The sequence below is a fragment of the Streptomyces californicus genome (assembly GCF_000717645.1).
GTDB lineage: Bacteria > Actinomycetota > Actinomycetes > Streptomycetales > Streptomycetaceae > Streptomyces > Streptomyces californicus.
In genome coordinates, this window is sequence record NZ_JNZZ01000006.1 from 35,109 (window position 1) to 52,785 (window position 17,677).

The window sequence follows — 17,677 nt, forward strand, 5'->3', positions numbered from 1 at the left end:
TCATCCCTGACTGTTGTTCTCGTGGTGAGGGGCACGGTCGGCGCCGGGGTGCGCCAGGGACCGCTCGATGGCTGCGTACAGGACCTCGCGGTCGTCGAAGGCCCGGACCACGCCGTGGACGTCCTGGCCCTGCTCGTGGCCCTTGCCCGCCACCAGGACGGTGTCGCCGGGCTCGGCGCGGGCGACGGCGGCGGCGATCGCGGCGGCCCGGTCGGCGTCGACCAGGACGTCGCCGCGTTCGTGGACGGGCACCTCGGCGGCGCCGGAGAGCATCGCGGAGAGGATCGCGAGGGGGTCCTCGGAGCGGGGGTTGTCGGAGGTCAGTACGGCGGTGTCGGCGAGCCGGGCCGCGGCGGCGCCCATCGGGCCGCGCTTGGTGGTGTCGCGGTCGCCGCCGCAGCCGAGGACGATGTGCACCTTGCCCTCGGTCACCTTGCGCAGGGAGCGCAGGACGGACTCGACGGCGTCGGTCTTGTGCGCGTAGTCGACGACGGCGAGGTAGGGCTGTCCGGCGTCCACCCGCTCCAGCCGGCCCGGGACGCCGGGGACCGCGGCGACGCCGTCGGCGGCGATCTGCGGGTCGATGCCCGCGACCGCCAGCGTGACGATCGCCGCGAGGGTGTTGGCGACGTTGAACGGGCCGGGCAGCGGGGCGCGGGCGGTGATCCGCTCGCCCTTGGGGCCGACGGCGGTGAAGGTGCTGTCCTGGGGGCCGACCTCGACGTCCTCGGCGTGCCAGTCGGCGTCCGGGTGGCCCTCGGCGGAGAAGGTGGTGACGGGGACGCCGGACTCGGTGATGAGCCTGCGGCCGTACTCGTCGTCGAAGTTGACGACGCCTCGGTGGCTGCGCTCGGGGGTGAAGAGCTGGGCCTTCGCCTGGAAGTAGTCCTCCATGCCGGAGTGGAACTCCATGTGCTCCGGGCTGAGGTTGTTGAAGACGGCGACGTCGAAGACGCAGCCGTCGACCCGGCCGAGCACCAGGGCGTGGCTGGAGACCTCCATCGCGACGGCCTCGACGCCGCGTTCGCGCATGACGGCGAACAGCGCCTGGAGGTCGGTGGCTTCGGGGGTGGTGCGCTCGGACTTGATGCGCTCGTCGCCGATCCGCATCTCGACGGTGCCGATGAGCCCGGTGGGGCGGCCGGCGGCACGCAGTCCGCCCTCGACGAGGTACGCCGTGGTGGTCTTGCCGGAGGTGCCGGTGATGCCGATCTGGAGCAGGCCGATGCCGGGCCGTCCGTAGATGTCGGCGGCCAGTTCGCCCATCACGGCGCGCGGGTTCCCGGTGACCAGGACCGGCAGGCCGGTGGCGGCGGCGCGGTCGGCGCCGGCCGGGTCGGTGAGGACGGCCGCGGCGCCGAGGCCCGCGGCCTGGGCCGCGAAGTCGGCGCCGTGGAGGCGGGCGCCGGGCAGGGCCGCGTACACGTCACCGGGGCGCACGGCCCGTGAGTCGTGCGTGATGCCGGTGATGTCGCCGTCCCCGGCGGTTTCGACGCCGAGCCGCTCGGCCAGCTCGCCGAGGGGGGTGGGCCGGAGCCGGTCCGGTCGGGGCGCTCCCGGGTAGTTCACAGGCGCGTCCTTCTGAGAGGTTTGGGACTGATCAGCGTGGGGCACGGCGGTGAGCGTACCGGGCCGGTGCGGGCTCTCGCGAAGCGAGGCTCCCCGGTTGCGGTGGTTCGCGTTCCGGTTCCCCGGGTCGGGGGTGATGGTTGTCACTGGGGGTTCCCTTGGTGGGGATGCTCGCGCATCCCCTGTTCACTCGCCGGGTTCGAAGGACACCGGCAGCCGGGGCGGCTTGCTGCCGGACGGTGGGATCTGGAGCGACTTGAGCGCGAACTCCATGACCTGCTTGTAGATCGGGCCGCAGATCTGGCCGCCGAAGTAGCTGCCCTTGGTGGGGTTCTGGATCGCGCAGTAGACGGTGATCTGCGGGTCGTCCGCGGGGGCGAAGCCGGCGAAGGAGGCGGTGTAGCCCTTGTAGACGCCCCGGACGGGATCGACCCGGTTGGCCGTACCGGTCTTGCCCGCGACCCGGTAGCCGGGGATGGCTGCCTTGGTGCCGGTCCCCTCGGTGTCGTCGACGACGGACTCCAGCATGGACGCCAGGGTCTTGGCCGTCTTCTCGCTGACCACCCGGGTCTCCTCGGGGGCCTCGGCCGGGGTGAAGCGGCCGTCGGCCCCCTTGGTGCCGCGGACGAGCGTGGGGGCGACCCGTACGCCTCCGTTGGCGACCGTGGAGTAGACCGAGGCGGCCTGGACGGCGTTGATGGAGAGGCCCTGGCCGAAGGGGATCGTGTACTGCTGCGAGGTCGACCAGTCTTTCGGGTGGGCCAGCAGGCCGGGTGACTCGCCGGGGTAGCCGAGACCGGTCTTCTCACCGAGGCCGAACTTGCGCAGGTAGTCGTACAGGACCTTGTTCGACTCCGCCTGGGTCTTGCCGAGCTGACCGGTCGCCAGGATGGTGCCGATGTTGCTGGACTTGGCGAGCACCCCGTTGAGCGTGAGGTACCAGGTGGGGTGGTCGACGTCGTCCTTGAAGAGGCGGTCGCCCCGGTGCAGCCGGTTGGGGACGGTCACATGGGTGCCGGGGGCGGCGGCGCCCTCCTCCAGCACGGCGGCGATCGACATGACCTTGCTGGTGGAGCCGGGCTCGTACACGTCCTGGAGGGCCGCGTTGCCGAGCGAGGCGGAGGTGGCCTCGGAGAGGTCGTTGGGGTCGTAGCCGGGGGCGTTGGCCATGGCGAGCAGCTCGCCGGTCCTCGTGTTCTGGACGATGACGTAGCCGCGATCCGCCTTGGACTTCTCGACCTGGTCGCTGATGGCCTTCTGCGCGGCCCACTGGATGTCGCGGTCGATCGTGAGCTCGATGTCGGATCCGGGAACGGCCGGGGTCTCCTTGCTGCCCGCGGTGGGGACTCGCCGGCCGCCCGACTGGGCGTAGCGGATCTTGCCGTCCTCGCCCGCGAGTTCCTTGTTCAGCTGGGATTCGATCCCGCCGCCGCCCTTGCCGTCGGCGCTGACGAATCCCAGTATCCCGGCGGCGAGACCGCCGTTGGGGTAGACGCGCTTGGTGGTCGGCTCCTGGAGGACGCCGGCCAGGACGTTGGCCCCGGGGCCGCCCTTCAGCTTGTCCTCGGACGCCTTCTCGGCGAAGGCGGCCTTGAGGTCCTTGATCTGCTTCCATACCTGGGGGGTCTGCCGGTGGGCGAGGACGGTGTAGCGGCTCTTGGCGGAGAGCTGCTCGGTCAGCTTCTCGACGTCCTTGCCGAGGATCGGGGCGAGCAGGGCGGCGGCCTGTCGCGGGGCGTCGGGCGCCTTGCTCTCCTCGGGCGTGAAGAGCTTGGGGTCGGCCGTGATGTTGTGCGCGTCGACGCTGGTGGCGAGGGCGACGCCCCTGCGGTCGGTGATCTCGCCGCGCTCGGCGGCGACCGTGTACTCCAGGTAGCGGTTCTTCTGGGCCTTGGAGGCGTACGCGTGGGCGTCGACGGCCTGGACCTGGAGGAGCCGCGCCACGAAGGCGAGCATGACCAGGGTCAGCCCGAGGCCGACGAGCCGCAGCCGGGGGCGCGGGCTGCCCAGGCGCAGGGAACGCGGCGCCTTGCCGCGCCGGGTGGTGCCGCCCGCCGGGGAGCGCGGCCGGCGGGCCTGGGGGCGCGCGGGGCGGCCGGCCGCGCCGCGGGGGCGGGCCGGGCCGGGTACGCGGCGGCGCGGCGGATCCTTGGGCGGCACTGCGTCACCTGCCGGGGCTCGTCGGGGGCGGGCTGTCCTGCGCCGAGGGGACGGCCGCGGGGTCCGGCGCGGGCACGGACCCCGAGGGCGAGGCGGAGGGACCGGGCGCGGGGGCGTCGGGGTCCGCCGTGGCGTCGGCGCTCGGGGTGGGGCTGGGGCTGGGCGACGGGGGCGGGGCGGTGGCCCTGGTGGGCTTGCCGCGGACCGTGCCGTCGGGACCGAGGAAGGCGGGGCTGCCGCCGGGGACCATGCCGAGCTCGCGGGCGCGGCGTTCCAGGGCGTCGGGCTGGGAGCGGCCGTCGACGTCGCGCTGGAGTGCCTGCTGCTCGTCGGTGAGTTCGGTGGTGTCCCGCTTGAGCTCGCTGAGCCGGAACGAGCCTTCGTTGAGGGCGGAGTTCAGCAGGAGCAGGGTGATGAGTCCGCCACCCAGGAGCAGGACGACCAGGAGGACGAAGGGCGTGCGGGCGGCGGTGCTGGGCCCGGTGGACGGCATCAGCCGGGCGAGCCGCGCGGCGCGCCCCTTCAGCGGTGCGGTCGGCTTGGTCACCGCGCCGCTCCCCCGGGTGAGGCCGGGCCGCGCCCGGTCCCGCCGCTCACCGCTCCTCCTCGCGGATGCGCTGGGCGCCGCGCAGCCGGGCGGGGGCGGCGCGCCGGTTCTCGGCGACCTCTTCCTCGGTGGGCAGTTCGGCGCCCCGGGTGAGCTGCTCGAGGCGGGGCTGGTAGCGCTCGGGGACGACGGGCAGGCCGGGGGGCGCGGTGTTGGCGGCGCCGGCCGCGAAGACCTGCTTGACCAGCCGGTCCTCCAGCGAGTGGTACGAGAGCACGGCGATGCGGCCGCCGACGGCGAGGCTGTCGACGGCGGCGGGGATGGCGCGCTCCAGGACGCTCAGCTCGCCGTTGACCTCGATGCGCAGGGCCTGGAAGGTGCGCTTGGCGGGGTTGCCGCCGGTGCGCTTGGCGGCCTGCGGCAGTGCGTCGCGGATCAGCTCGACGAGCCGGGCGCTGTTGCTGAACGGCTCCTTCTCACGTTCGCGGACGACGGCGGAGACGATCCGCTTGGCCTGCTTCTCCTCGCCGTACGCGCGCAGGATGCGGACCAGTTCGCCGGGCGGGTAGGTGTTGAGGACCTCGGCGGCGCCCATGCCGGTGGACTGGTCCATCCGCATGTCGAGCGGGGCGTCCTGGGCATAGGCGAACCCGCGGTCGGCCTCGTCCAGTTGCATCGAGGAGACCCCGAGGTCGAACAGCACGCCCTGGACCTTCGGGACCCCGAGCCGGGCGAGGACCTCGGGGAGTTCGTCGTAGACGGCGTGGACGAGCGTGGGCCGGTCGCCGTAGGGGGCGAGCCGTTCACCGGAGAGGCGGAGCGCTTCCTTGTCGCGGTCCAGAGCGATCAGCCGGGCGGTGGGGAACGCGGCGAGCAGGGCCTCGCTGTGGCCGCCGAGGCCGAGGGTGCAGTCGACGACGACGGGTTCCGGGTGGGCCGGGTCCTCGAGCGCGGGGGCCAGCAGGTCCAGACACCTCTGGAGCATCACCGGGATGTGTCGGGTCTGGCTCAATGCGCCCTCTCAGGCTCTGTCCCGTCCGGCCGGCACGTACGTCCTGGTCCCCGCCCGCTCCGAAGGGGAGGTCCGCCGGCGCCGGGGAAGTGGCGTCGGCCGACCGGGAGCGGGAGAGGGCCGGGCCGCACGTACGCCGCACATCACGGGGGGAAAACGGAATATGCAGGGGTGCAGATGGTGCGGGTGGTGCGATAGGCCGTGGGTACGGAGGGTGGACGGTGACTTCGCGTTACTTTAGTCCACCCTGCCATCCGATCGATGCGCGATCAACGAACCGCCCAGCGCGTCGCGCCACCCGTTCGGACGTGGCGGTCTCACCCATCCGGACGCGTCCGGACGCCCTGTGGGTTACCTCACAACAAGCCGCGTTGACGTTCTTTGTCCGCTCTCACAGCCCCTCGCGCCAGGCCGGAGGGCTACCGTCGTAGCCATGTCGACTTCCGCTCATTCCCCCGCCGGGTCCGTGACGTCCTCCGCTCCGGCGGTCCGTGAAGGGGGCCAGGTCACCGACCGCCTCGTCGCGCTGAACGCCACGTACGCCGAGGACTTCCGCGACCCGGGCATGGACGCCCGCCCCGTCCTCCAGGTCGCCGTCGTCGCCTGCATGGACGCCCGCCTCGACCTGCACGCAGCGCTCGGTCTGGAGCTCGGCGACTGCCACACCATCCGCAACGCGGGCGGTGTGGTGACCGAGGACGTGATCCGCTCCCTGACCATCAGCCAGCGTGCGCTCGGCACCCGCAGCGTGGTCCTGATCCACCACACCAACTGCGGTCTGGAGTCCCTCACCGAGGACTTCCGCAACGACCTGGAGCGCGAGGTCGGCCAGCGGCCGGCCTGGGCGGTGGAGGCGTACAAGGACGCCGACCAGGACGTGCGCCAGTCGATGCAGCGGGTGCGGACCTCGCCCTTCCTGCTGCACACCGACGACGTGCGCGGATTCGTCTTCGACGTGACGACCGGCCTGCTGCGGGAGATCGACTCCGTTTCCTGAACGGATCCCGCCCGCCACCCGGCCCTCAGCCGCACCTCACGCACGCATCGACGTGTCCCGCAGTGCCGGAATCGTGACAGACACCGCCTTTTCGCACCCACTTATCCACAGGCGAGTGACACGAAGCGGTGACGGCAACAAGAATGCGGGTGTGACGTTCCCCGGACCTTCCGGCGGGGTGTCCGATTCTTCGGGGTGGGCCGCGCGGGTACGCGCGACGGCCCCTGTGCGAAAGGGCCGAGGAGGGCCGGGTGACGACCTATGACGATCGAGCGAGCCTCACTGATCTGACCACCACCGCCGAGCGGGTGCGCAGGTCGGTCGAGAGGGTGATCGAGGGCAAGCCCGAGGTCGTACGGCTCTCGCTGACAGTGCTGCTCGCCGAGGGGCACCTGCTCATCGAGGACGTCCCCGGCGTCGGCAAGACGATGCTGGCCAAGGCGCTGGCAAGGTCCATCGACTGCTCGGTGCGGCGCATCCAGTTCACACCGGACCTGCTGCCCTCCGACATCACCGGTGTGTCGATCTTCGACCAGCAGCGTCGGGACTTCGAGTTCAAGCCGGGCGCGATCTTCGCCCAGATCGTGATCGGCGACGAGATCAACCGCGCCTCGCCGAAGACGCAGTCGGCGCTGCTGGAGTCGATGGAGGAGCGCCAGGTCACCATCGACGGACACACCTACGAGCTGCCCGACCCGTTCATGGTGGTGGCCACGCAGAACCCGGTCGAGATGGAGGGCACCTACCCGCTGCCCGAGGCCCAGCGCGACCGCTTCATGGCCCGGGTCTCCATCGGCTATCCCAGCCCGGAGGCCGAACTCCAGATGCTCGACGTGCACGGCGGCCTGTCCCCGCTGGACGACCTCCAGCCGGTGGCCCACGCGCACGACATCGTGAAGCTGATCGACGCGGTGCGCACGGTGCACGTCGCCGACGCCGTACGGCGCTACGCGGTGGAGCTGGTGGCGGCCACCCGCAGCCACCCCGACCTGCGGCTCGGCGCCTCCCCGCGGGCGACGCTGCATCTGCTGCGCGCCGCGAAGGCGTCCGCCGCGCTCTCCGGCCGCGACTACGCGCTGCCGGACGACGTGCAGGCGCTGGCCACCCCGGTCCTCGCGCACCGGCTGCTGCCCACCGCCCAGGCACAGCTGAACCGCCGCACCGCGGAGCAGGTGGTGCTGGAGATCATCCAGCGCACCCCGGTGCCGACCTCGGCGGGCGGAACCGCGCCGCCCGTGCAGCACCAGGGCCGGCCGCTGTACCACCAGCAGCCCGGGACCCGGCAGCCGTGATGGCGGCCGGCGAGCCCGGCGCCGTGGAGGACGGCGACCGGAAGGGCGGCCTCCGCGCGGCCCTGGGCGGACTGACCACCCGGGGGCGCTCGTTCCTGGCCGCCGGCCTGGCCGCCGCCGCCTGCGCGTACGTCCTCGGCCAGAGCGATCTGCTGCGGGTGGGACTGCTGCTCGCCGTGCTGCCCCTGGTCTGTGTGACCGTGCTCTACCGCACCCGCTACCGGGTCACCGGCACCCGGCGGCTCTCGCCGTCCCGGGTGCCGGCGGGCGCGGAGGCCCGGGTGCACTTGCGAATGGAGAACGTCTCCCGGCTGCCCACCGGTCTGCTGATGCTCCAGGACCGGGTCCCGTACGTGCTGGGTCCGCGCCCCCGCTTCGTCCTGGACCGGGTGGAGGCGGCCGGTCGCCGCGAGGTGTCCTACCGGGTCCGCTCCGACCTGCGGGGCCGCTATCCGCTGGGCCCGTTGCAGCTGCGGCTCGGCGACCCGTTCGGGATGTGCGAGCTGACCCGCTCGTTCAGCGCGTACGACACCCTCGTCGTCATCCCGCGGACCGTGCCGCTGCCCGCGTTGCGGCTGGCGGGCGAGGCGTCCGGGTACGGCGACGGGCGGCAGCGCTCGCTCGCGCTGGCCGGCGAGGACGACATCATTCCGCGCGGCTACCGGCACGGCGACGATCTGCGCCGGGTCCACTGGCGCTCCACCGCACGCCACGGCGAGCTGATGGTGCGCCGCGAGGAGCAGCCGCAGCGGGCCAGGTGCACGGTCCTGCTGGACACCCGGCAGATCGGCTACGAGGGCGCCGGGCCCGATTCGGCGTTCGAGTGGGCGGTGTCCGGGGCGGCGTCCGCCCTGGTGCACATGCTGGAGCGGGGCTTCGCCGTCCGGCTGCTCACCGACGACGGGAACGCGGTGCCCGGTGAGGGGACCGGCGGTTTCGCGGGCACGACCCAGGAGTCGGCGGACTCGGCAGGGCTCATGCTCGACACGCTCGCGGTGGTCGGCCACTCCGACGGCGGGGGCCTCTCGCGCGCCCACGACGTGCTGCGCGGCGGCAACGAGGGGCTGCTCATCGCCTTCTTCGGCGATCTGGACGAGGAACAGGCCGCGGTCGCGGCCCGGATGCGGCAGCGCGCCGGGGCGGGAGTCGCCTTCGTGCTGGACAGCGCCGTCTGGGCCGGGGAGGCCGGCGCGGCCGGGCGGGCCGAGGAGCGGCTGCGGCGGCTGCGCGAGTCCGGCTGGACCGCGGTGCCGGTGGAGCCGGGGGACGAACTGCCCGATCTGTGGCAGGTGGCGGGCGGGATGCGCTCGGACACGCCGTCCGCCCCGAGCGGGGGCGCGACGGGATTCGCGGGGGGATGGTCATGAGCGGGCGGACCAGGCTGGCGCTGTGCGCCTACGCGGCGACGCTGCTGGCGGCGGGTTCGCTGATCCCGCTGGTGGAGGAGGCCGGCTGGCTGGTGCCGGCGGCGGTGCTGCTCGGCGTCCAGAGCGGGGTGGGCGCGCTCGCGCGCCGCGCGCCGCTGGCCAGGTCGGTGACGGTCGCCGTCCAGACGCTGGTCACGCTGGTGCTGCTGACGCTGGTGTTCGTCCGGGACCTGGCCCTGTTCGGGGTGGTGCCCACGCCGGGGGCCCTCGTGGGGCTCGGCGAGCTGCTGATGGCGGGCGGCGAGGACGTCGGCACGTACGCCATTCCGGCCCCGCTGACCGACGGCATCGAGCTGATGATGGTCGGCGGTGTCCTCGTGATCGGTCTCGCGGTGGACGCGATGGCGGTCACCTTCCGCAGCGCGGCCCCGGCCGGACTGCCGCTCCTCGCCCTGTACTCGGTCGCGGCCGGGCTCTCCGACGGCGGGGCGGGGTGGCTGTGGTTCGTGCTGGCCGCCTCCGGCTACCTGCTGCTCCTGCTGGCGGAGGGCCGGGACCGGCTCTCCCAGTGGGGCCGCGTCTTCGGCGGCGCCTCGCGGACCAAGGGAGGCCTGGCGGACGGGCTGTCCGGGGTGAGCGGCGGGTCCTCCCCCGTCCGCACCGGCCGGCGGATCGGCGTGCTGGCGCTCGGCGTGGCCCTGGTCGCCCCGCTGGCCCTGCCCTCCCTGGACACCGGTCTGCTGGGCGGCAGCGGGCCGGGCAACGGCCGGGGCAGCGGGGGCGGCACCATCTCCGCCGTCAACCCGCTGGTCTCGCTGCAGAACAACCTCAACCAGCCGGAGAACCGGGAGGTGATGACGTACCGCAGCAACATCCAGGACCCGCAGAGCCTCTATCTCCGCATCCTGGCGCTGGACGAGTTCAACGGCAGCGAGTGGCGTTCCTCCACCCGCCGGCTCACCGACATCCCGGACCGGCTGCCCCTGCCCGAGGGGCTGGGAGCGGACGTCTCCGTCACCGAGGTCCGGACGAACATCTCCGCCTCCCGTTCCTACCAGCAGACGTATCTGCCCCTCCCCTACCCGGCGAGCGAGGTCCGGATCGGCGGCCGGTGGCGGTACGAGCCCGAGGGCCGCACCCTGGTCGGCGACGACGGGCAGACCACGCGCGGGGCGCAGTACGAGGTCGGCAGCCTGGTCGTGGAGCCGACGGCGGAGCAGCTGGCGGCCGCCGGGGCACCGCCGGAGAAGCTCCTGCGGGAGTACACCCGGGTCCCCGACTCGCTGCCGGCCGTGGTCGCCGAGACCGCCGAGCGCGTCACCGAGGGGTCGGCCAACGCCTACGAGCGGGCGGTGAAGCTCCAGGACTGGTTCGCCTCGGAGGGCGGCTTCACGTACGACACGTCGGTCACCTCGGGCACGGGGACGACCGCCATCGCCCGGTTCCTCCGCGACAAGGAGGGCTTCTGCGTCCACTTCTCGTTCTCGATGGCCGCGATGGCCCGGACGCTGGGCATCCCGGCCCGGGTCGCGGTGGGCTTCACCCCGGGCACCATGAAGTCGGACGGGGCGATCTCGGTCGGACTGCGGGACGCGCACGCCTGGCCAGAGCTGTATTTCGAGGGCGTCGGCTGGACCCGTTTCGAGCCCACGCCGAGCCGGGGCAGCACCCCGTCCTGGACCCGGCCCGAGGTACCCACGGACGGCGCGAGCGATGTCGCCGAGCCCTCGGCGACCGCCTCGGCAGCGCCGTCCGCCGCGCCCTCCGCCGAGAACAGCTGCCCGCCGCAGTTGCGCCAGGAGGGTGGCTGCGGCCCCTCGCAGGAGCCGGGAGCGGCGCTGCCGACCGACCGGGGGACCCCGGCGGGGACGGTGCTGCTGGTGGTTCTCACGGCGGTCGCGGTGCTGGTGCTGCCGTTGTCGCCGCTGCTGTGGCGGACCCGGACGCGGAACCGCCGCCTGGGTACGGGGGGCCGGACGCCCGCCGACGCCGCCGCGCGCACGATGGCCGCCTGGCGGGAGGTCTCCGACACGGCCTGGGACCACGGCGTCGCGCCGGACGATTCGCTGACGCCCCGGAAGGCGGCGGCGAGAATCGTGCGGCTGGGCCGCCTCGACACCACCGCGGCCGAGGCCGTGCACCGGATCGCGGGCTCGGTGGAGCAGGTGCTGTACGCCCCCGAGCCGCGCCCCGCGGCCGGGGCGGCCGACGACGCCCTCGCCGTTCGGGCGGGACTGGAGGCGGCCGCGGGCCGGGGGGCCCGGCTGCGGGCGATGTTCCTGCCACGATCGTCCGTCCGGGTGGTGTGGGCGCTCGCCGACCGCCGTGCGGCGCTCGCCGAGCGCTGGGCGGCCCGCCCGGGGGCCGGCCGCTGGTCGGCCCGGCTGCGCCGCCTCTCACGCCAGCACGGCTGACGCGGCCCACGGGTCGAGACCCGTGGGCGCCGCCGGGCGGCCCGTGGGACGGCGGGCGAGCCGTGCGGGCAGGGGGACGGCTGTGGCCGTTGCGGCCCGGGGACCGCAGCCGCTGTGGGGGCTGAGTCCGCGGCTGTGGGACTGCGGCTACGGAGCTGAGGCTGCGGCTGTGCGGCCCATGAGGGAAGGCGTCTGCGGCAACGGCTGAGGGGCGGCCGCGAAAACGCGGCCGCCCCTCACCCATCAGTGGTGTATCCCAGGTCCTCACCCGGCCCTGTCGCGAAGAACAGGGCCGCGGTGTCCTACTGGCCCTGTTCGTCGCGGCGGCGCTGCCACCGCTGCTCGATGCGGTTCATCATCGACCGGCGCTGTCTCGGTCGGCGGCTCGCGCCGCTGTCCCCGCCGCCTGCGGCGGCCGGCTGCTGTTCACCGGGCTTGGGCGCCTTGCGCCATCCGGTGACCGCGAGCACGGCACAACCGAGCATGACGAGGAACCCCACCACGCTGATCCAGATCTGCTGGGCGACCATTCCGGCCATGAGGAGCGCGATACCCACCAGGAAGCCTGCGACCGCCTGGTAGACCCTTCGTCGGGTGTACGTACGCAGTCCGCTTCCCTCGAGCGCTGTCGCGAACTTGGGATCTTCGGCGTACAGCGCTCGCTCCATCTGCTCGAGCATGCGCTGCTCGTGCTCCGAGAGCGGCACGGGATCCTCCTCGTCGTCGGCCGCGGGGGCGACCGGTATGCGGCCCTTCCAGGATAGGCAGGGATTCGCCCCCGTGAAACCCGCCCTCTAGCCTTCAGCCAGTCCGGACCGCTATGTCGGCTCGGCTGTTGAGGCGTAGATTCCCCGACGACCGTTCCGCCATGCCGGATGGTGTACCCCGATCATACGGGGCTCGCGCGCCGTACGGGGGTCCTGAGTCCGAGTCCGTTCGGCGGCTGCGTCGCTGATCAGCGGCGCTTCTCGCCCAGAACGTGGAGCTGGGTGGCGACGGAGTGGAAGGCTGGCTGTTCGGCGACGGCCGCTTCGAGCTTGAGAAGCGCCTCCACCGCGCCCGGTTCGGTGTCCACCAGGACGCCCGGCACCAGGTCGGCGAAGACCCGGACGCCGTGCACGGCGGCGATCTCCAGACCGGCGTCGGAGACCAGGCCGGAGAGCTGTTCGGCGGTGAAGCGGCGGGGCACCGGGTCGCCCTCGCCCCACCGGCCGGCCGGGTCGGTGAGCGCCTGGCGGGCCTCGGTGAAGTGGCCGGCGAGCGCGCGGGCCAGGACGGCTCCGCCGAGACCGGCGGCCAGCAGGCTGAGCGCGCCCGAGGGGCGCAGCGCCTCGACCGCGTTGCGCACGCCCTCGGCGGGCTCGTCGACGTACTCCAGGACGCCGTGGCAGAGCACGGCGTCGAAACCGCCGCGGTCGACGACGTCGAACAGGCCGAGGATGTCGCCCTGGACGCCCCGGACCCGGTCGGCCACCCCGGCCTCGGCCGCGCGGCGCTCCAGTGCGAAGAGCGCGTTGGGGCTCGGGTCGACGACGGTGACGCGGTGGCCGAGCCGGGCGGCGGGCACGGCGAAGTTGCCCGTGCCGCCCCCGGTGTCCAGTACGTCCAGGGCGTCCCGGCCGACCGCCTCGGCCTGACGGTCCAGAGCGTCCTTGAGGACCTCCCAGACCACGGCGGTACGAAGGGAGGCGCGGGGGCGCGGCTGGTCCGACACGGCAGATGACTCCTCGACACGGTGCCGCCGGGAACGGCGGAGCGTGGACAGTGCGGTGGTGATGTGAGCGATCACCACCCTATGGCCTCGCACCGCCGCCGGGTGTGCGGCGTCCGCCTGCCGTCGCCGCCGGGGCGGCGGCACGACGGCGGGCCCCCGGGTCACCCGCCGCCGGGCTGCTCCGCGCGGGGCTGCGGAAGGTCCGGCTGGAGCACCAGGAGCCGTTCGACCAGGCGCAGGAACATGGCGGCGTCGCGCAGCACGTCGTCGGCGTCCCTCCCGCTGGCGGCTCCCGGCATGCCCGCCTCCGCGCGGGCCCGGCGGTCGGCCCCCGCGGCGAAGAGGTCGCTCCATTCGGTCAGCTCCGGCGCTATCTCCGGGAGCACCTCCCAGGCGCTGCGGATGCGGTCGCGGCCGCGCTTGTTCGACTCGGGCCGGCCCCGGGCGGCCAGCACGGCCGCGGCGGTGCGCAGGGCGGCGAGGTGGGCCGTGGCGTACCGCTCGTTGGGCTCGTCGAGCACGGCGGCCTCGTCGAGGCCGGAGCGGGCCTTGGCGAGCAGATCGAGAGCGGCGGGCGGCGCCGTGGTGCGGCGCAGGACGGGGTGGACATCGCTAGCCGGACCGGTCAGTGAGGGGGCAGGGCTGCCTGCGCGGCGCCGCGGGACGGCGGCTGCGGACGAGCTGGCCATGACGAACCTCCTGTCGTCGTGTGACGGCTCCGTGGCCGTCTGTGTCCATGGTGGCAACCACCACTGACAATCGGTTCGTGTACCCCGACGACCTGCGGTTTTGCGTCAGACACCCGTACGGGCTAGTTTTTGCACTGACTGGTCAGTTCATAAAGGGGAGGGTCTGTGGAGAGCCCGCACGGCGCGGCGGTCACCGCCGAGAGCTTGGGAATGAGGGGACCGCGCGGCTGGGTCTTCCGGAACGTGACGTTCAGCGCCGCGCCCGGGGCACTGGTGGCCGTCGAGGGGGCGTCCGGCTCGGGCCGCACCTGTCTGCTGCTCGCCCTGACCGGCCGTATGCGCACCACCGAGGGCCGTGCCGAGACCGGGGGCCTGCGGCTGCCCAAGCAGGCCGCGGCCGTCCGCTCGATCGCCGCCCTCGGGCCGGTGCCGATGGTCAGCGAGCTGGACCCGGCCTTCACGGTCGCCGAGCACTTGGGCGAACGCGCCCTCCTCCAGGGCCGCTACGGGGCCTCCCTGCGCAGCCTGCTGCGGCCGCGCGCCGAGCGCCGCGCCGCCGCGACGGCCCGCGTCGACGAGGCCCTGGAGGCGGCGGGGCTCGACATCGCCGCGCTCCCCAAGGCGGGACGCACCTCCGTACGGGATCTGGAGCGGCTGGAGGCGCTGCGGCTGTCCGTGGCGCTGGCGCTGATCGGCAAGCCGCGCCTGCTCGCCGTGGACGACACCGACCTCAAGCTCTCGGACGCCGAGCGTGACCAGGCATGGGCGCTGCTGCGCTCCGTGGCGGCCGGCGGAACGACCGTGCTCGCGGTGTGCAGCGAGGCCCCCGAGGACGCGCTCGTCGTCCGTACCGACGCGGCGGCCGGCGACCGGGCGCCCGGAACGGACGCCGGGCCGGCCGGCGCGACGGCCGCGGCCGGGACCGCACCCGCCACCGACGACCCGACCACCATCACCACCGACGAGGAGACGGCCGATGCGTTCGCCGAAACTGGCCGCTCTTGAGCTGAAGCGGTTCGGCAGGGGCAAGCTGCCGGCCGCCGCGCTGGTGGCCCTGCTGCTCCTGCCGCTGCTCTACGGCGCCCTGTACCTGTGCTCGTTCTGGGACCCGTACGGAAAGCTCGACAAGCTCCCCGTCGCCCTGGTCAACGACGACAAGGGGGCGACCAACGACGGCAAGCGCCTGGTGGCCGGGGACGACATCAGCGAGAAGCTGCTCGACTCCAAGGTGTTCGACTGGCACGAAGTGGGCTCCGCCGAGGCCGAGAAGGGCGTCGAGGAGGGCACGTACTACCTCTCGCTCACGATGCCTCCGGACTTCAGCGAGAAGATCGCCTCCAGCGGTGGCGACTCCCCCGAGACCGGGGCTCTCCAGGTGCGGACGAACGACGCCAACAACTACATCGTCGGCCAGATCTCCCGGACCGTCTTCGGCGAGGTCCGCAACGCCGCCTCCACGAACGCCTCCCGGTCCTTCCTGGACCGCATCTTCATCAACTTCTCCGACCTGCACGACAAGACCGCCGAGGCGGCCAAGGGCGCCGACGACCTCAAGGGCGGCATAACGAAGGCCAAGAAGGGCTCCAAGGACCTCGCGGACGGCCTCAAGGACTCCAAGGCGGGCAGCAAGAAGCTCTCGGACGGCATCGTCAAGCTGAACCAGGGCTCGCGCGAACTCGCCACGGGCTCCGGCCAGGTCGCCGGGGGCACCCAGCTCCTGGCCGACAAGGTCAACGGCATCGCCGGCGACGTACGCCCCTTCTTCAAGGACAACGGGAAGTCCATCCGCGACACGGCCGTGCTGGTCGCCGACGCCTCCGCGGCCGTACGGCACAACCTCGACCTGCTCGTGAAGAGCGCGCCCGCCGCCGCGTCCGGTTCCAAGAAGGCGGCCGACGAGCTGGCGGAGATCCACCGCACCCAGTGCGAGGAGGCCGAGGAGCCCGACGCCACGGCGTGCCCGGCGCTGGAACGCGCCGAGGTCACCGCCGCCGACGCCGCGAGGATCGCCGCCGACGTGAACACCCTGGTCACCAACCAGAACGGCGACCTGAAGAAGCTGAGCACCCAGCTCACCGCCTTCCAGAAGCAGGCCGAGGACCTCGCGAAGCGCGCGCCCACCCTGGACGACGACCTGGCGGCGGCCGTGGCCAAGGTCAACGAGCTCAACACCGGCGCCCAGAAGGTCGCCAAGGGCGCGCAGGCGCTGCACACGGGCCTCGGCACCGCGCAGACCGGCTCCAGCGACCTGGACACCGGCGTCGGCAAGCTGAAGACCGGCGCGGAGAACCTGGACGGCGGGCTGTTCCGGCTCGGCGACGGTTCGACCGAGCTGGCCCAGGGCCTCAACGACGGCGTGGAGAAGATCCCGGACTACGACAAGAAGGACCGCGACGCCCGGACCGACGTGATGGCCGACCCGGTCAAGCTCGCCTCCCAGTCGCTGCACGCGGCCCCCAACTACGGCACCGGCTTCGCCCCGTACTTCATCCCGCTGTCCCTGTGGGTCGGCGCGATGGTGGCGTACATGCTGATCCAGCCGCTGAACAGGCGGGCGCTCGCCGCCGGGGCCTCCTCCTGGCGGATCGCCCTGGCCGGCTGGCTCCCGGTCGCCGCGATCGGCACGCTCCAGGTCGGCGCGCTGATGGCCGTCCTGCACTGGGGCCTCGGCCTCCAGATGACCCACGCCGCCGGAACGATCGGCTTCCTGGCGCTGGTGACCTGCTGCTTCGCCGCGATCGTGCAGTGGCTGAACGCCTGCTTCGGGGCGGCCGGGCGCATCCTGGTGCTGGTGGTGCTGATGCTCCAGCTGACCTCGGCCGGGGGCACGTACCCCGTCCAGACCAGCCCGGGCTTCTTCGGCGCGATCCACCCGTACCTGCCCATGACGTACGTCGTCGAGGGGCTGCGCCGGCTGATCACGGGCGGTCCGCTGACCCCGGTCTGGCTGGGCTGCGCGGTCCTGGCGGCCTTCACCGTCGGCGCGCTCGCCCTGACCGCCTTCACCGCCCGCCGCAAGCAGGTCTGGAGCCTGAGCCGGCTGCACCCGGAGCTGAGCCTGTGAGCGCCCCCGCCGTCGAACCCCCGGGCACCGTGCGGCCTGGAAGAATCGGCCCCATGGAAAGCAGTGGCACGACGCGCCGCCAGGCCACCCGGCAGAAGCTCTACGAGGCGGCGGTGACCCTCATCGCCGAGAAGGGCTTCTCCACGACCACGGTCGACGAGATCGCCGATCGGGCCGGGGTCGCCAAGGGCACGGTCTACTACAACTTCAAGAGCAAGACCGAACTGTTCGAGGAGTTGCTCCGGCACGGCGTGGGACTGCTCACCGCCTCCCTGCGGGCCGCCGCCGAGGAGTCCGAGGAGCGCGGTGGCACCCGGGTCGAGGCGCTGGACGCGATGATCCGCGCCGGGCTCGCCTTCATCGACCGCTACCCGGCCTTCACCCAGCTGTACGTGGCCGAGCTGTGGCGCACCAACCGCGCCTGGCAGTCCACGCTGCTGGTGGTGCGTCAGGAGGCCGTCGCGGTGGTCGAGGGCGTCCTGCGGGACGGGGTGCGCGACGGTGAGCTGAGCGAGGAGATCGACATCCCGCTGACGGCGGCCGCGCTGGTCGGGATGGTGCTGGTGGCGGCGCTGGACTGGCAGGCGTTCCAGCCGGAGCGCTCGATCGACGAGGTCCACTCGGCGCTGTCCCTGCTGCTGCACGGGCGGGTCAGCGGGCGCTGAGGCCCCGCTTCCGCTCCTCGGCACGAGGAGCGGGCCGCCGGGCCCACCCGCACGGGGCGGCCCATCGGAGCGTGCGTACGGCGACATCGAAGACGCCGGCCGTCGGAGTTCGCGTTCCCCCGTGAACTCCGACGCCGGCGTCTTCCGTACCTCCGGAAACCCGTCCCCCGTGACCCCGTGTCCCCCG

General features: G+C 73.3%; 14 protein-coding genes. 7 read left to right on the plus strand and 7 right to left on the minus strand.

Going from position 1 to position 17,677, the window contains the following annotated elements:
• The 4 genes from IF19_RS0109515 to rsmH form a co-directional block, all read right to left on the minus strand.
• Entirely contained in the window at positions 1 to 1,569 is a 1,569-nt protein-coding gene (locus tag IF19_RS0109515) for a UDP-N-acetylmuramoyl-L-alanyl-D-glutamate--2,6-diaminopimelate ligase (protein WP_030117788.1), read from the minus strand.
• A 186-nt stretch (positions 1,570 to 1,755) separates the two neighbouring features.
• A complete protein-coding gene (locus IF19_RS0109520; RefSeq protein WP_030277297.1) occupies positions 1,756 to 3,729 on the minus strand; it encodes a peptidoglycan D,D-transpeptidase FtsI family protein in 1,974 nt (657 codons plus the stop codon).
• A 4-nt stretch (positions 3,730 to 3,733) separates the two neighbouring features.
• Positions 3,734 to 4,276, minus strand: coding sequence for a cell division protein FtsL (gene ftsL, locus IF19_RS0109525; RefSeq protein WP_030117790.1), 543 nt, complete (start codon positions 4,274 to 4,276; stop codon positions 3,734 to 3,736).
• Between the two features lie 46 nt (positions 4,277 to 4,322).
• A complete protein-coding gene (gene rsmH, locus IF19_RS0109530; protein WP_030117791.1) occupies positions 4,323 to 5,288 on the minus strand; it encodes a 16S rRNA (cytosine(1402)-N(4))-methyltransferase RsmH in 966 nt (321 codons plus the stop codon).
• 433 nt (positions 5,289 to 5,721) lie between these two features.
• On the opposite strand from rsmH, the gene IF19_RS0109535 reads away from it, so the two are divergent.
• The 4 genes from IF19_RS0109535 to IF19_RS0109550 all read left to right on the plus strand — a co-directional run bounded on the left by IF19_RS0109535 (position 5,722) and on the right by IF19_RS0109550 (position 11,358).
• Positions 5,722 to 6,285 carry a beta-class carbonic anhydrase gene (locus tag IF19_RS0109535; RefSeq protein ID WP_030117792.1) on the plus strand — a complete coding sequence of 188 codons (564 nt, stop codon included), beginning with the start codon at positions 5,722 to 5,724 and terminating at the stop codon, positions 6,283 to 6,285.
• Between the two features lie 251 nt (positions 6,286 to 6,536).
• Positions 6,537 to 7,577 (plus strand): AAA family ATPase, encoded by a 1,041-nt coding sequence (locus tag IF19_RS0109540; RefSeq protein ID WP_030117793.1) that lies wholly within the window; start codon positions 6,537 to 6,539, stop codon positions 7,575 to 7,577.
• Complete coding sequence (locus IF19_RS0109545; protein ID WP_030277299.1) at positions 7,577 to 8,944, plus strand: DUF58 domain-containing protein; 1,368 nt, start codon at positions 7,577 to 7,579, stop codon at positions 8,942 to 8,944. The genes IF19_RS0109540 and IF19_RS0109545 overlap by 1 nt, the downstream gene beginning before the upstream one ends.
• Positions 8,941 to 11,358 carry a transglutaminase TgpA family protein gene (locus IF19_RS0109550; RefSeq protein ID WP_030277301.1) on the plus strand — a complete coding sequence of 806 codons (2,418 nt, stop codon included), beginning with the start codon at positions 8,941 to 8,943 and terminating at the stop codon, positions 11,356 to 11,358. The genes IF19_RS0109545 and IF19_RS0109550 overlap by 4 nt, the downstream gene beginning before the upstream one ends.
• Positions 11,359 to 11,660: 302 nt before the next feature.
• Here the strand turns inward: IF19_RS0109550 and IF19_RS0109555 are convergent, their stop codons facing one another.
• The 3 genes from IF19_RS0109555 to IF19_RS0109565 form a co-directional block, all read right to left on the minus strand.
• Positions 11,661 to 12,065, minus strand: coding sequence for a DUF3040 domain-containing protein (locus tag IF19_RS0109555; protein ID WP_030117797.1), 405 nt, complete (start codon positions 12,063 to 12,065; stop codon positions 11,661 to 11,663).
• A 248-nt stretch (positions 12,066 to 12,313) separates the two neighbouring features.
• Positions 12,314 to 13,072 carry a methyltransferase gene (locus IF19_RS0109560; RefSeq protein ID WP_030117798.1) on the minus strand — a complete coding sequence of 253 codons (759 nt, stop codon included), beginning with the start codon at positions 13,070 to 13,072 and terminating at the stop codon, positions 12,314 to 12,316.
• A gap of 161 nt (positions 13,073 to 13,233) precedes the next feature.
• A complete protein-coding gene (locus tag IF19_RS0109565) occupies positions 13,234 to 13,761 on the minus strand; it encodes an SAV_6107 family HEPN domain-containing protein (RefSeq protein WP_030117799.1) in 528 nt (175 codons plus the stop codon).
• Positions 13,762 to 13,926: 165 nt separating this feature from the next.
• Between IF19_RS0109565 and IF19_RS0109570 the strand changes: the two genes are divergently transcribed.
• Genes IF19_RS0109570 through IF19_RS0109580 form a run of 3 tightly spaced genes read left to right on the plus strand, consistent with a single transcriptional unit; the run spans position 13,927 to position 17,490 of the window.
• Positions 13,927 to 14,766 carry an ATP-binding cassette domain-containing protein gene (locus tag IF19_RS0109570; RefSeq protein ID WP_030117800.1) on the plus strand — a complete coding sequence of 280 codons (840 nt, stop codon included), beginning with the start codon at positions 13,927 to 13,929 and terminating at the stop codon, positions 14,764 to 14,766.
• Entirely contained in the window at positions 14,738 to 16,825 is a 2,088-nt protein-coding gene (locus IF19_RS0109575; RefSeq protein ID WP_030277303.1) for a YhgE/Pip family protein, read from the plus strand. Before IF19_RS0109570 ends, IF19_RS0109575 begins: the two co-directional genes overlap by 29 nt.
• A gap of 53 nt (positions 16,826 to 16,878) precedes the next feature.
• On the plus strand, positions 16,879 to 17,490 hold the full coding sequence (locus IF19_RS0109580) for a TetR/AcrR family transcriptional regulator (RefSeq protein ID WP_030117803.1): 612 nt from the start codon (positions 16,879 to 16,881) through the stop codon (positions 17,488 to 17,490).
• Positions 17,491 to 17,677: the final 187 nt, after the last annotated feature.